This is a genomic window from Nostoc sp., from assembly GCF_036917395.1.
In the GTDB taxonomy this organism is placed as follows: domain Bacteria; phylum Cyanobacteriota; class Cyanobacteriia; order Cyanobacteriales; family Nostocaceae; genus Nostoc.
In genome coordinates, this window is the sequence record NZ_JBALDI010000045.1 from 1 (window position 1) to 13,618 (window position 13,618).

Annotated in this window: 11 protein-coding genes and 1 pseudogene; all 12 read right to left on the reverse strand. The window is 41.3% G+C overall.

Going from position 1 to position 13,618, the window contains the following annotated elements:
* Positions 1–244: 244 nt before the first annotated feature.
* The 12 genes and pseudogenes from V7K46_RS16120 to hpsE (V7K46_RS16175) all read right to left on the reverse strand — a co-directional run bounded on the left by V7K46_RS16120 (position 245) and on the right by hpsE (V7K46_RS16175) (position 13,509).
* Positions 245–1,636: a PP2C family protein-serine/threonine phosphatase gene (locus tag V7K46_RS16120; RefSeq protein WP_335114773.1), complete on the reverse strand. Its 1,392-nt coding sequence runs from the start codon at positions 1,634–1,636 to the stop codon at positions 245–247.
* 1,472 nt (positions 1,637–3,108) lie between these two features.
* A complete protein-coding gene (gene ftsY, locus V7K46_RS16125) occupies positions 3,109–4,761 on the reverse strand; it encodes a signal recognition particle-docking protein FtsY (RefSeq protein ID WP_335114775.1) in 1,653 nt (550 codons plus the stop codon).
* A gap of 299 nt (positions 4,762–5,060) precedes the next feature.
* Positions 5,061–5,702, reverse strand: coding sequence for a transcription antitermination factor NusB (gene nusB / locus V7K46_RS16130; protein ID WP_334724298.1), 642 nt, complete (start codon positions 5,700–5,702; stop codon positions 5,061–5,063).
* Positions 5,703–5,824: 122 nt separating this feature from the next.
* Positions 5,825–6,589, reverse strand: coding sequence for a DUF502 domain-containing protein (locus V7K46_RS16135; RefSeq protein WP_273766431.1), 765 nt, complete (start codon positions 6,587–6,589; stop codon positions 5,825–5,827).
* 153 nt (positions 6,590–6,742) lie between these two features.
* Positions 6,743–6,907 carry a hypothetical protein gene (locus V7K46_RS16140; RefSeq protein WP_335114777.1) on the reverse strand — a complete coding sequence of 55 codons (165 nt, stop codon included), beginning with the start codon at positions 6,905–6,907 and terminating at the stop codon, positions 6,743–6,745.
* Between the two features lie 113 nt (positions 6,908–7,020).
* Positions 7,021–7,929, reverse strand: coding sequence for a glycosyltransferase family 2 protein (locus tag V7K46_RS16145; protein ID WP_335114778.1), 909 nt, complete (start codon positions 7,927–7,929; stop codon positions 7,021–7,023).
* Between the two features lie 126 nt (positions 7,930–8,055).
* Complete coding sequence (hpsJ-B, locus tag V7K46_RS16150; RefSeq protein ID WP_335114780.1) at positions 8,056–8,898, reverse strand: hormogonium polysaccharide biosynthesis protein HpsJ; 843 nt, start codon at positions 8,896–8,898, stop codon at positions 8,056–8,058.
* 337 nt (positions 8,899–9,235) lie between these two features.
* Positions 9,236–9,899, reverse strand: a pseudogene (locus tag V7K46_RS16155) (TIGR04282 family arsenosugar biosynthesis glycosyltransferase).
* 31 nt (positions 9,900–9,930) lie between these two features.
* Positions 9,931–10,485 (reverse strand): pilus assembly FimT family protein, encoded by a 555-nt coding sequence (locus V7K46_RS16160; RefSeq protein WP_335114782.1) that lies wholly within the window; start codon positions 10,483–10,485, stop codon positions 9,931–9,933.
* The gene (locus V7K46_RS16165; protein ID WP_335114785.1) at positions 10,463–11,539 is read right to left on the reverse strand and encodes a glycosyltransferase; all 1,077 of its coding nucleotides are present in this window, start codon (positions 11,537–11,539) and stop codon (positions 10,463–10,465) included. Before V7K46_RS16165 ends, V7K46_RS16160 begins: the two co-directional genes overlap by 23 nt.
* 1 nt (position 11,540) lies before the next feature.
* A complete protein-coding gene (hpsE, locus tag V7K46_RS16170; RefSeq protein ID WP_335114787.1) occupies positions 11,541–12,569 on the reverse strand; it encodes a hormogonium polysaccharide biosynthesis glycosyltransferase HpsE in 1,029 nt (342 codons plus the stop codon).
* Positions 12,550–13,509: a hormogonium polysaccharide biosynthesis glycosyltransferase HpsE gene (gene hpsE, locus V7K46_RS16175; RefSeq protein WP_335114789.1), complete on the reverse strand. Its 960-nt coding sequence runs from the start codon at positions 13,507–13,509 to the stop codon at positions 12,550–12,552. The genes hpsE (V7K46_RS16170) and hpsE (V7K46_RS16175) overlap by 20 nt, the downstream gene beginning before the upstream one ends.
* Positions 13,510–13,618: the final 109 nt, after the last annotated feature.

Here is a 13,618-nt window from a genome sequence, read left to right on the forward strand (position 1 = left end):
GCTGGAATTTATAATTATGATCTTCAAAAAGCTAATTAACTTGAAATTTTCATAACTCTACATAATACCACAAAACTTTTTTGCAAGAGGTCTAATGCCCTCCTCACATTGCCAGAGGCTAGCGCCTGCCGTAAGATGCCCGAACGCAAGAACGTCTCCTGTCTTGAAAAGGGCTGTAGGGAGAAGCAAGTGGCGTGAGGGTGCGCCCCAGTGCGGGTGGGATAGTTTTATTATGGGTAAATGACTATAAAATTTGCAGAACAACTAGTGTCATATCATCAGTGTTTTGCTTATCAGCACCAATGAATTGCTGAACTTGGTCAAATAGGTAATCCACAATTTCCTGTGGCCCATTGCAGTACTTGCAAGCCGTATTGAAGCTAGTGACAAAGTTATCTTCGTCGAAGCGATCGCCACCAGCGGCAGCGGCATCGGTCAAGCCATCTGTATAGTAAATAATTGTATCCCCAGGCTCTAACTGCGCCTGGGCATCTTCATATTGGCTGTTAGCATCCAAACCGATTAACATTCCTAAAGTATCTAAACGGCTGACAGTTTTTGTGGCTGCGTGCCACCACAAGGGAGGATTATGTGCCGCATTACTATAAGATAAAATTCGGGTATGGGGATTATATTCTGAGTAAAATAGCGTTACAAAACGCTGGGAATTGTCCAAATCTGCATACATAACTCTATTTAAGTTTTGCAGAATTCTTGCTGGGGAATTACCATGTAGCACTTCTCCCCGTAGCATTCCCCGCATCATCGTCATAATCAGCCCAGCGGGGACACCTTTGCCCATGACATCTCCAATAACCAAACCCCAGCGACTAGTTTCCGTGCTGCCTTTGGTCTTGGGCTGAATCTTATTGTGATTGGTAGCAATAAAGTCGTAGTAGTCTCCGCCAACGCGATTGGCAGGTTTACAGCGTGCCGCCAGGACAGCACCAGGGATTATGGGGCATTGACGTGGCAGAAGTCGCCGTTGAATTTCTGCGCCAATTTCTAGTTCTTGGTCTAGGCGTTCTTTTTTTCTTAATTCTACAGCTAGTTCATCGTTTTCAATCGCTACTGCTGTTTGGTCTGCCACTAACCTAACTAACTTTTGTCTAGTTTCTGTCCAACTATATTCTGGATCGCGGCTCAAGACATAGAGCCATCCCCGTTCTGTATGCTTCACCAGAATCGCCGTACCAAAGATTTGCACATCTGGCCCCAAATAGCGATGCATCTGGTCTTCCATTATCCCCGTGGCATTCGCTAGAGGGGCAGTATTGGGCATAAGCGTGATTTGACTACTGGCTATTTCTAGCGCTTTGCGGATATTTTTTCGCTGACGACTATCTTGCCAATGTAACTGCTCTAACCTGACTTGACCATTAGGTTTGTAGAGGAACAGGGCGCTACCGTCTGCATCTGTCACTCTTGTTGCCATCAGCGGGATCAGTTCCAAAAACTGATTCAAATTATTGAAACTTCTCAAGGCAAATCCTAAAGAACTTAGCAAATCTTGAATTTTGTTCTGTTCCCGGTGTAACCTTGCCACGAGTTCTTTGAGTGCCACGACTGGTGTGACATCTGTCGCGGTACTACTATTGTTGTCAGTGGGTTGAGAGGGCAGTTGAGACACAGGCACAGGTACTATTGCACTTTATATTGGCAGATTTTAGATTACTTACAAATCTTTTGGCTTTGGCATTGCTAAACCATATTTAGACAAGACTTGTCACTTTAGCAAGAGTATAAAGACGTAACAGGCAACTTTTATCAGTATTTTATTTGCTTATTATATTTTGGATGTAATAATTAGTAATTTAAAATCATGTATTTTTAGTCAAAACCCAACCCGTAAAAATTACTAGTTTCGGTGATATTAAGAAAGCTTTTTATTTTTTCATAACTTAATTCCCAAAGCATATCTCTAAAGCAAGAAAAATACTTTATTCAAAGAATAATTTATAATGTTTTCAGAGTCACTATTTGGGTAGAGACTATAAGTCTTTTTAGTGAAAACCTCTATAAGCGCTAAAATCGAGCTTGGTTTGGGAAAAAACAGACTTACATTCATTCCCAAACCTGAGAATATGTAAATAAGTCTTCAAATACTTAATTTGTATCCCATAATTGCCGGAATAATCGCCAATATTGAGCTTTTTCATTTTGAATTTATCGTTTTGCAAATTTTGACTTGCTGAATATACAAAAATTCAACCCATTGAAATGAGATAAAAGTAAGATAACTTAGTCTTTCGAGTCAGCGGTAACAGACTTAAAGGATTAGCCTGTAATTGATTTTAGGTGGGAGTCATTTGGTAAGTGTAAGATATGAATAGAAGAGATGACACTAAATCTAGAAAAATCTCCTCCAAGAACTTTAAGTCAAAAGCCAGAAAGAGTGTTGTCATTTAACTATCAGAGTTTAAACCTCTCGATTTATTACAAAAAATATTTGTGGATACTTTCGCAAATAATATCTGAGAATGCACCTGGGAGTGTTGAACCAGCTTACTTACACCAATTCGCTTTTTGAGTCCACAGTGGACGATTCTCCAAAGTTCTGATGGTCGGAAGCCCTCCTTTTCCTGAGATCAGCGCTGGGCAAACAGCTGACACTCGTACTCCTACTCTTAAGTAAGTTACGTGCAGTATGCACCTCTTTCGACTCGCTAACGCGGTTGCTTTAAGTCGCCATAGCCAATACCAGTCACTTGCGGAGGGAAAACCCCCCCTCAGTGCTGGACTCACCCGCGCTGGCTGCCCAACGCACTACTCATTGCTCACACTGCTGTTCATCCCACAATAGTTGTATTTGTGGGGGTAAGCGTCTCGACTGCCCTTTAAATTGCTGCAAGATACGAGTTTACGGGCTTTTATGTGTCGCAACTAAATGCCCACTGCTACATTTAAAAAGCCCATTCAGGGCGTGAAAAAAGGGCATTAGCTTGAAATTTTAGCAAAACTCACCCATCTATTGTGGCAAACTCATGATTTTAGGACTTTAGCTGTTTCCAGTATTTTGTTTCTAATTAGTTCAAGTGATAATACCAGATGAGTCATCCCTAAATTTATCAGTTTGTCAAGAAAAATTTTTCACTAGAAATTTTTCAACTAGCCACTCAAGAGAGCTTCGACAAACTCATAGCTAGAAAAGGGGCGCAGGTCTTCAATTCCTTCGCCAGCACCAATAAAGCGAATGGGTAAACCTAGCTGCTGCACAACGGCAAGGGCAACACCGCCTTTGGCGGTGCCGTCCAGTTTAGTTAAGACAACGCCACTTAGTTGGGCAGCTTGGGAGAAAACTTCAGCTTGCCGCAATCCATTTTGACCTAAAGTGGCATCTAAAACCAACAGAGATTCTACTTTGGCATTTGGGGCTTTTTTGTCGATAATTCGCCGGATTTTGCTGAGTTCGTCCATTAAATTTTTCTTGTTTTGCAATCGCCCAGCTGTATCTACCAAAAGTAATTCTGTTTGACGTGCTTGGGCGGCAGCGATCGCATCAAATACAACTGCTGCCGGATCTGTATTTTTCCCAGGATTGGCAATTACTTCTACACCACTTCTACTACCCCAAACCTTGACCTGTTCCACGGCGGCGGCGCGGAAGGTGTCTGCTGCCCCAATCAAGCATTTATAACCAGATTTTTGTCCCAGATGGGCAATTTTACCGATGGTGGTGGTCTTACCGGCACCATTCACCCCAGTGATTAACCAAATATTTAAGGTTTCTTTTTCTAGGGTAAAGGTAGTTTTCTGAGATGTTTTGCTCGGTGCATCCAGCATATCCCGGAGGATTTTTTTCAGGTAAGCGATCGCTTCTTCAGGTGCGGTGACTTCTTCTCGAAGTTTTTTCTGTAGGGCATTGATAATAAAATCTGTCGCCTCGACACCCACATCAGCTTGCAGGAGTAATGCCTCAATTTCTGTCACGGCAGCAACGTTTAGCGGCCCTTGACCAACGATCGCTTTTAGTTGGTTGAGGATGCTACGACGAGTTTTGTCTAAGCCTTGCCGGAGCTTTTTCAGCCAGGTAATTTCTTCAATAGAAACGTCTTCTGGACTTCTACCTTGAGCTGCTAGGACTTTCGCTGACCAGACAAACCCATCATCAAATACTAGTCCAGGAATTTCCTCTCCTGTCTCTGAGGTTGCAGCTACTGGCTGTACTACCTCCGGTTGTGGAACTTCAATGGCGGTGGCTATTAGTTGTTCCAGCTTGGCTTGCCGTTCTGCTGCCGCCCGTTCTAAGAAGGATAAGGTAGCTGGTGCTGTTGGCTGTGTTGCCTCTGGCGTAGCTAGTGGTTCGCTGGGCGTTGGTTCAACTTCACTTGCCTTTATTTCTGGGCTTTTGACATCTGGCTCTTCAACAATTGCTGCTACTGAGGAATCTTCTGTACTTTCTTCCTCAGTAGCTGCTTGGATAACTTCTGGCTGTGCAGTTTCTACAGTTGTACTAACAGGTTCCTCAGTTGCTTCTGGTTCAGTGATTTCCGCAATTGCCGTTTCTGCGGTTTCAGGTTGTGCTGAATCAGGTGAGGTTTCTACTTCCTCAACTTGTTGTTTTTGCTGAATATTTTTGTAGGCAGCTTTAGCAAACGCCAACAAATCTGCCGTTGTGTCTGGTGCAGTTTCAGCAGTTGGTGTTGACGTTTTGGCTGGCTCTGGTTGGGGTTCTTGTACAGCAGGAGTTTCTTCCTGTTTCTGATCAGAGGGAGTGTTAGAGGAATCGTTATATTGACGACGGAACCAATTAAAAACCATTGCAGCAGTATTAGTTATATGAGTTATAAGTTATAAGTTATGAGTTTAATTTAACTTTGCACTTTTTCTTGGGGTGAAAACTTCCGGGTTATCCTCACCTTTAAACACCAGTTTGAGGAGAATCGGTACAACAGAGGGTTCCTTCCGTTCGTGCAGCCTCTCCCCTTCTCACATTGTCAGAGGCTAGCGCCTGCCGTAGGATGCCCAAAGGGCTGTAGGGAGAATATCGCAGGAAGCCGCTTCTGCGGCTACAGACTTTTCTCTACGGCAGTATAGGAATTACGAATTACGTAACGGTACTATGCTGTTTTTTTCTGCTCAGTGACTCGGCGCAAAACACCGTTAATAAACCGATGACCGTCGTCTCCACTGTAGCGTTTGGCTAGCTCCACAGCTTCGTTGATGGCAATACTATCTGGAACTCCTAAGAACTTCATTTCTGCCACAGCAATTTGTAGGATATCACGGTCAATTTGGGCGAGGCGAGTTACTTGCCAATCTACTAAGGCACTAGAAAGGAGTTCATCGATAATGTGTCGATTTTCGTTGACGGTAATCACAAGCTCTTTAGCGTAATTCCGGACTCCCTTATCCTGATTAGCTAACTGAATCAATTCTGGGAAATCAACTGCTGTACCCAACTGATTGATTGCTGTCTGGGTACAGGCGATCGCCTCTTGAAGCATTGTTCTAGCACTATTGAGGTCGGAGGCCCGAGTTTGGCTACTTAAGATGCGATCGTTACTGCGTTGCAGTTCACCTGCGGCATTATCAAGGGTATCTTGCACTTCTGAGGTCAGGGTGCGTACTGCTCCTAGCACTAACTTGGATACTAGTTGATCGTCTGCCAATTTATCTAATTTCTTTGGGTTAACTGGCAATTGGCTAAGGCTTAAAAGCGCTAATTCACGAGCAATTTGCTGGGGTTTACGAGGTTGCATAAAAATGAGAGGTGATTGTGCGAGAACTGATGAACTAGGCGGGACAAACTTACAAGCCTATCAATTTTGGCACAGTCCAACAACAACATTAGGCATTTACTTGTGACTTTGCCAGATTGATTTTAAGTTTCTTCAACGGGAATAACCTGCTGCTTGATTTGGTCGTGTTTGACTTCCAGTGTGGACTCTTTGGGGAAAACTAAGGACGTATTGGGGGCGACAATGCCACCTGATACAACTATTTTAAAGGCGTCTTCAATCGACATGGAGAGGTTCACCACCTCGTCTTCAGGAACAACTGCGTACCATCCGGTAGTCGGATTGGGGGTGGTGGGGATAAAAACACTTAGCACGGGGCGAGACATCTGGGCTTGGATATCACTGCTGATTGCACCAGTAACAAAGGCGATCGCCCAAATTCCTCGGCGGGGATACTCTACCAAAATTACCCGGCGAAACTTGCCATTAGAATCTTTGAGTATTGTTTCTAAAAGCTGCTTCAGGGTTTTATATACCTGTCCCGCTAAAGGAATTGCCTGTAATAACCGCTCACCAAAATCTAGCAACCAGCGCCCAGCAATATTGCGAGCCATCAAGCCCATCAATAAGATACTCAGTAGGGGTACAGCCAATCCTACTAATAAATTCAGTAAAATTACTAAAATTGGGTTTAAGCCATCAAAGGGATTCAGCTGTTTGGGAATTTGGGTGAGGAAATTGATTACCCAAGTAGCAATGGTAATTGTCAGCCAGATAGTGGTTGCTAACGGAATTACTACCAACAAACCAGCAATCAGGTCGTTTTTTAAGTCCTGTTTTAGGCGATCGATTACCAAGCCCCGATTCTCCTGTTTTAAGCTAGAGGAACTTTTTTTATTGGTATCCATACCAGCATATTAGGGACTTCCAGTTAAAAAAACATCCCATCCCTGCGGGACGCTCCGCGAACGTAGGGGCACAAGGTCTTGCGCCCCTACAAATGTACAAATAATTTTGGATAATTTATTTTTTGTCAGTTCCTTAGTCAAATAGCAAAGGCTCTACTTGAAGCAACTTCTGCCACAAGTAACTTTCCAAAACGCTAGCAGCTTGGCTACTGCCGTCAAAACACATACTTGTTGCTGGAAATCAGCTATTTTACTATAAATTCTGATTTTGCGATTGCGTACCCGCTTACCGTAAGCGATCACTGCTTTAAATTGCATAGGACTTACGCAAAAAACCTCTCAAACTCTCATTCCTCCGTGTACTCTGTGCCTCTGTGGTTCGTTCTTTCATAACCCGTGCGTAAGTCCTGCCTTGTAATCTCCAGTCCTCTTTACACCGCATCAGCCTGTGTAGTTTCAGAATCCGCGCACTGTACCTGTTGTGTACTCTCTTGTGCCAGAATTGCTGTTGCATCTAAATTAGGTTTTGGTAAATACTTCATTTCCCAAACTTTGAGCAAAATCAGGTATTCGTAGAATGCTTGCAATGTACACCAAGCAAGTCCAGCGCCTCCATCTAAACATCCGCCTAAGATAAAATACATATATACAAAGCGTAGCAACGGTCTGGCGGGTAAACGCAAAGACAAATCTTTTAGGGCACGGCGTTTTTCGATTTCCGATTTGCCAAAAAATAAATCTTGCCAGTTAACCTTTCCTTGTTCTAGTTGATACAATGTTTCTTGAGCTTCATCTGTAGAATAACGGTTATGTTTTTCAATCCAGCGGCTCAAACCTTTGCTACAAGTGTAATGAGGGTATGTTTCTTTTAAAAAGCTAGTTGCACCCTCACAAACTTCCCGTTCAGTATGACCATAGTCTGTAAACCACACTTTACCGTAGCGGAAGAGGCGCATTTGGTAACGGGGATACTGTGTGCTGTAGCGAATCCAATGATTCATGAACATGACACGTTCAGCTACGTAGTAACCGATGTAGTCTGGATTCTGACCTACCTTTTCGCATTCCGCGAAAAGCTCTGGTGTCATGCGCTCATCAGCTTCGAGAATGTAAACCCATTCGTGCTTCGGGGGGATAGACTCTAACATCCAGGTACGTTGGCGTCCGTGGCTTTCAAAAGCGTGTTGGATAACGCGGATGGGATAGCAACTAGCGATTTCCACAGTGCGATCGCTACTGCATGAATCCACAACAATGATGTCATCCGATAGCATCGCCGATTCGATGCAAGCAGCAATATCTAACTCTTCGTTATATGTCAGTATGTAAATTGAGAACATTACCCAGGTTTTATAGCGATTTTAGTAACTGATAATTGCCTTTTTATTGTTATTAACTATTAGGCGCATGGCAGTATGGGCTGTCAACAATTATTGGATACGTCCTACTGCCATACCGATAGTGGATTAGCGGGCAGTAGCTCTAGGTTTACCACCTTGTAAAGCACCTCTACCTCTTAAGCCTGTCCAGCCGATGATAATGTAACCAATGGACAACAGCAAACTGCTAATCCCAATCCGCAGTCCAGACTTCCAAGCAGCATCTTTAGCTTGTTGCTCTGTTTCGTCTCTGCGCTGGCGAACTTGGCTCAGTTGTTGATTTCGCAACGTCTGAAGATCTGTTTGTTGTTCGATAGCTTTGTCAAGTACTTGGGGATCTGTTTTAGCCTTCTTGAGTAAATCTTTTATATTTGCGGGAATTTGAGGGCTTTCAAGTGCTTGCTTATATTTTTGCTCATCTTTGAGGATTTCACTAAACTGAGCTTTGGTTTGGTTTCGCAGCTGCTCTAGTTGAGCTTTTCCTTGGTCAGTATTCAGTTGTGCTTGCAATTGCGATAATCGATTGTTCAGTTGATTTTCTGCCTGATCTGCTTCTTGGGTAATGCGGTTGATTGTTTGAGTCTTAGCTTGATTGACGTTATTGAGGTGCAGGGGAAAAATCAGCAAGAACATCAACCCCAAAATACTTGATAAGATCAGGGCGGGAAATCTTAAATCGATACCTTGGGGGCGATCGCTTGTGGTATCAGCACTATCAATCCAATAGGCAGCAAACAGAAGCCCCAAACCTACTAAAGGAACAATTCCCCGATCAACTAGCGCTGTTGCCAAGTTGATTTGCCATACCCGATCAGTAGGTTGAAAAGGTAACAATAGAATCAAAAAGTCAACGAAAAAGGACAAAATGCAGATTATTCCAACTACCTTAACTGTGAGAGCAGTGCTTACGGAAGCAAGACGGTTAACCATAATTCTTCAAACTTGTGGTGAATACGAGTGATTTTCATATTTCAAGCTACTTAAATATTGTGCCCATGACTGTGACAATTGTGTAGAAATACAAAGCAGATTCAATACTGGTTAAGGCTATCTGCCTCTTGGTTTTCAACTAGGCCAGAGTAACATTTGTTATGTACTGTGTCTTCAGGAAATCCCTGGTGTTTTAAGATACGAATTAATGCGGGGCTGGGGAGCAAAATCTCACTGAAGCTAGATTTAGATCCCCTACTTCTTGAATAAGTCCGGGATCTGGGCAGCAACTTTTGCTTAAGCAAGTACCATTCGGTTCTAGAGTCCGACTCATTTATTACCTTATCTTCCTCATTACCCTCATCTTCCCTGGAAGGGCTTGTTCCCAAATCGGCAGATCCTCCGGTCGGTCAACATCAGCTAAAAGCGACAAGTTCACATGTGATAAATTAAGTTTCTATACAATGTCCACAGTTTTCTGGAATACTTGAGCAGTTCCCCACTCGATGTTAACGAATAACTCCGGAATGGGTTGGCGCAAACAAATTAAGTAATATCCACCATTGATCGCAGAACTAAGTATGAGGTTAAAGGTGTGTAACTTCTCAAACGCTGTTGCTAGAATCTGGGCATTCACTCCAGGACAATCTGTGCCGATGATAATTACTTTTTCTGCTTCAAATAGAAAAGCATTTCTAAGCGATCGCGCCATCGGCAAACTATCGATCCCCTTCACATTGAGGCTGGTAAACTAAATCTAACCGCAGTCAGTCTTGCATGAGTTGCGAATCGCCACTTAGAAACCACACTTTTACAGATATGGCAATGGTTTTTTGCAATTCTTTAACCTGAGATTTTATATGTTCAGTCAGCTGGCGTTGAAGATTGGCAGCATTAACAGTTCCCAAAGCAGGTATCAATCGAGTTTTTGTCTTACCTGGTTCTGGATAGCAAGTGAAAATAATCAGGTGCTGTTTTGGGCTTGCTGGAAAGTTCAGCACGCAATATTTATTTGAATAAACTAAAAATATCTTAATAGCAATACTTACCGTTTTCGGCTGTGCTATGGTCTTTTTCGATTCGTATTGCTCCTAAAATCGTAGAAACAACAACACAACGCTTAACTTTACCACCATACTTACTTGATAGTGTTATCCTTCCTAGTGGCGGTTGCCTGACATTACCTCTGTAATCAAATTGGATTTGTCTGATGCCATTTGACTCTTGTAAGGTTGTTTCCGCATCTAAGCGCACATTGGAATCTAGGTTATTCCAGTTAGCGTCAGATGGGTTTACTGTAGCAGGATGAACCGCCCATTGAATAATGCCGTTTTGCTCACGAAAGCTGGCTTGCCAAGTCAATTTTTCCTTGGTAGCTTGCCTTTGAGCTTGGTGCATGGCGAGGTGAACTTTGTTTTGGGCAGTGTTGAGGCGTTGAGTTTCCACAAAACCTAGCCAGTTGGGTATTCCCAATGTGGCTAATATACCAATTAATACAACAACTATTAACATCTCTGGTAAGGTAAAACCACTGTTATAGTGCTTATTCAAGAGACTTTTTGCGTTAACTAGAGATCGTAAATGCATCTAGGTATCCATTTTTATTTTCTGGTCGGTTTTTAGCTACCCAGATGTTGAGCAATGTTTCAGTTTCTTGGCTTCTTACTTCGCGCCGATTAGTAATACTGTAGAGTAAGGTGGGTAAGATAAAAATTATGATAATTTTCAATAATAATTTTAAAGTGAAATTTATATTCTGAAGTCTTGAAGGGTCGTTAATAAAATACTTCCACAGAAATCTAGCAGCGGCTATAGCTTTTTGTTGATTAAACGGCTCTTGTAGGGCTTTGCAGGTCAAGTATTTATATAAATTTGCTAGGCTTATATTCCAACTATGCTTAAGTGTCGTTCGCGTAGCGTCTCGTAGAGATGGTCTTACCTTGTACGCTCTCTCAAGCAATTGTAAGCAGGCTTTTTCCTGCCTGACAAGATTGGAAGAAACTGAATTACAACTTATGCGATATAAGATTTGTACAGATGGTACACATATAAAATCAAATTTAGAGGCTAATCGCAGCCACATATCCCAATCTTGAGCTGCACTTAGAGATTCGTCAAAGCCACCTAATGTAATTAAAGCTTTTCTACATATTAAGGGATTGGAACCATTTTCTAAAAAGTTATTTATTAACAAATTTTCATAAACATTTCCATTAACATTAATCCGCTTGCCTAAAAGTAGAAATTTACCATTTGCATTAATATAATCAGTCCAACTGTAAGCAACTTTCGTAGTAACATTTTCTTGCAGAGCTTTTAACTGACACTGAAGTTTATCAGGTGTCCAAAGATCATCTGCATCTAAAAAACTAACAAATTCTCCAACTGCATGGTCTAGCCCTCGGTTACGGCTGATGTTTCCGCCAGCATTGGAATAGGAAAACACTTTTATTCGTGAGTCTTGGATTTGTGTAACAACTTCTAAAGTTGAATCTTGTGAACCATCATTTATTATAATTAATTCAAAGTTAGTAAAAGTTTGATTTAAAGCAGACTGAATTGTGTGCTTAATAGTCTTTTCACTATTATAAGCGGGGATGATTACAGAAATTTTTGGTAAATTTTTGCTGGTTCTCATCATTTTATAGAGCTAATTTATTTTTTAATGCTCTGCCTAAATTACATTTTAAGTAGTAAAGAGGACTCATCATACTAGCCAAGTAAAACTCCACCTCAAAAAGTGCAATTAGATTATTTTTCAATTGCCCTCTATACTGAATGAGGTGCTGTAATGCTCGGCGTAAATTTCCTAAAATAGTTTTCACAAACACTATTGGTTTTTGCCAATTTTTAGTATTTATCAAGCGTAACTGGAAAATACACAAGCCACAGCCGCGTGCCAGAGTTAAGAGGTAATCTTTCTCAAGTCGCCAATGTGGTATTTGATGATAAGTATGCATGGTAGGGTTATACCAAATTTGCCAACCTGCATAATGTATGTAAAGCAATGGTTCATAGTCATCACCCTGTACCAAAATACCAGGCAACTTACCGCTTAAATTAGGCCGTTGTGGTACATTTTCACACCATACTTTTTTCCGAACAACAAGCGCCGCCCCAGGAGGAAGTCTTAAATTGTCAGCATCAAATAAATATGGATTTGAGCCATGTTCTCTGATAGCTAAAAAAGCTTGAATTCTTTCAAAGTTTTCTGGCGGCTTTACTTCAAAATCTCCATGAATCTGTCCACTCCAAGCACCTGCTTGAGGATGCCCTAATCCAAAGGTATATGCTTCTGATAACCAATCAGGTGCAGGTAAATTATCATCATCTAGAAATGCAATTAGCTGCCCTCTAGCTTCACGCACTGCTCGCAGTCGTGCAAAAGCGGCTCCCTGTTCGGTTTCTAAAAAATATCTTAAATGACAGTTTCCATCATATATTTTTTGGTAATTCTGGATTATTTCAGATGTATTATCAGAACTATTGTTATCCACAATAATAATTTCCCAGTTAAGTTTTTCTACTCCTGTCTGGGTTAATAGCTTATCCAAAATTATAGGTAAACGGGTTGCTCCATTATATGTAGGAATTGCTACGCTAATATCTAAAGTTTCAACTGCTAATTTAGTCATAATACTTTTTGAGAATTTATTTTTTAAAATATCCATTTTTCCAAAGATAAAAAGGACTCATGAAACTACTTAAAAACAGTTCCATTTCACAAGCAACTACTAAATCATGTTTTAGCTTAGTTCGATATTTTAGTAAGTGTAAAGCGATTTTACGCAGATCATTAATCATATAAGATAAAAGAGCAATTGGTCTATACACCTGTTTTATATTAACCATTCTCGTTACATAACGGCTAAGTCCAATACCTCTAAAAAACGGAATTAAATAATCTTTTTGTAACCGAAAAATTGGGATTTTGTGATAAATTTCCATTTCTGGGTTATACCAAATTTCCCATCCTGATTTTTGGATGTGAGACAACATTTCTAAGTCTTCACTGGTAAGCATATTGCCTTTAACTCTCCCAGTTAAAATAGACTTCTCTGGTACACTTTTAGCCCAAGCTTGTCTACGGACAACAAGTCCGGCAGAGGGAGGTAGTAATTTTTTGGCTGCTTCATATAATAGCGGTAAATTACCTCGCTCTGTAATTGCCAAGAATGGAGCAATTCGCTGAAAGTTTTCTGGTGGTTCTACTTCCCAGTCAGGGTGAATTTGACTACCATAAGCTCCTGCCTTGGGATACTTTTCACCAAAAGCATAAGCTGCGGATACCCAATTTGATACTGGGTAGTTGTCATCATCTAGAAAACCTATGAATCTACCTTCAGCTTGTTGCACTGCCCTTTTTCGGGCATAAGCTGCTCCCTGTCGCGCTTCAAAGCAATACTTTAAAGGGTAAGGACACTGCCAATTTTGTTGATAGGTTTGAACAACTTTAGCTGTATTGTCAGTGCTGTTATTGTCTACAACTATAATTTCCCAAGATAAATTTTCTGTGTGAAGTTGGTTTTGTAGTCGTTCTAGTAGCTCAGGCAAACGATTTTCACCGTTATAAGTTGGGATAGCTACAGTAAAGTCAAGGTTCTCAGTCATTTGGCAAAAGTTGCATTTTGATATTTTGATTATGACGCTTTTTATTTATATATTCAGCCAATGGTTAATTTGTTACTCATTATTAAATAAATCTATCAAACATTAAAAC

What these genes read in the sequence shown, in the direction of transcription:
- hpsJ-B (WP_335114780.1), bottom strand. Translation starts at nt 8,898, where the DNA reads ATGGTTAACCGTCTTGCTTCCGTAAGCACTGCTCTCACAGTTAAGGTA.
- V7K46_RS16135 (WP_273766431.1), bottom strand. Translation starts at nt 6,589, where the DNA reads ATGGATACCAATAAAAAAAGTTCCTCTAGCTTAAAACAGGAGAATCGG.
- ftsY (WP_335114775.1), bottom strand. Translation starts at nt 4,761, where the DNA reads ATGGTTTTTAATTGGTTCCGTCGTCAATATAACGATTCCTCTAACACT.
- hpsE (WP_335114787.1), bottom strand. Translation starts at nt 12,569, where the DNA reads ATGGATATTTTAAAAAATAAATTCTCAAAAAGTATTATGACTAAATTA.
- V7K46_RS16140 (WP_335114777.1), bottom strand. Translation starts at nt 6,907, where the DNA reads ATGCAATTTAAAGCAGTGATCGCTTACGGTAAGCGGGTACGCAATCGC.
- V7K46_RS16145 (WP_335114778.1), bottom strand. Translation starts at nt 7,929, where the DNA reads ATGTTCTCAATTTACATACTGACATATAACGAAGAGTTAGATATTGCT.
- V7K46_RS16160 (WP_335114782.1), bottom strand. Translation starts at nt 10,485, where the DNA reads ATGCATTTACGATCTCTAGTTAACGCAAAAAGTCTCTTGAATAAGCAC.
- nusB (WP_334724298.1), bottom strand. Translation starts at nt 5,702, where the DNA reads ATGCAACCTCGTAAACCCCAGCAAATTGCTCGTGAATTAGCGCTTTTA.
- V7K46_RS16165 (WP_335114785.1), bottom strand. Translation starts at nt 11,539, where the DNA reads ATGATGAGAACCAGCAAAAATTTACCAAAAATTTCTGTAATCATCCCC.
- hpsE (WP_335114789.1), bottom strand. Translation starts at nt 13,509, where the DNA reads ATGACTGAGAACCTTGACTTTACTGTAGCTATCCCAACTTATAACGGT.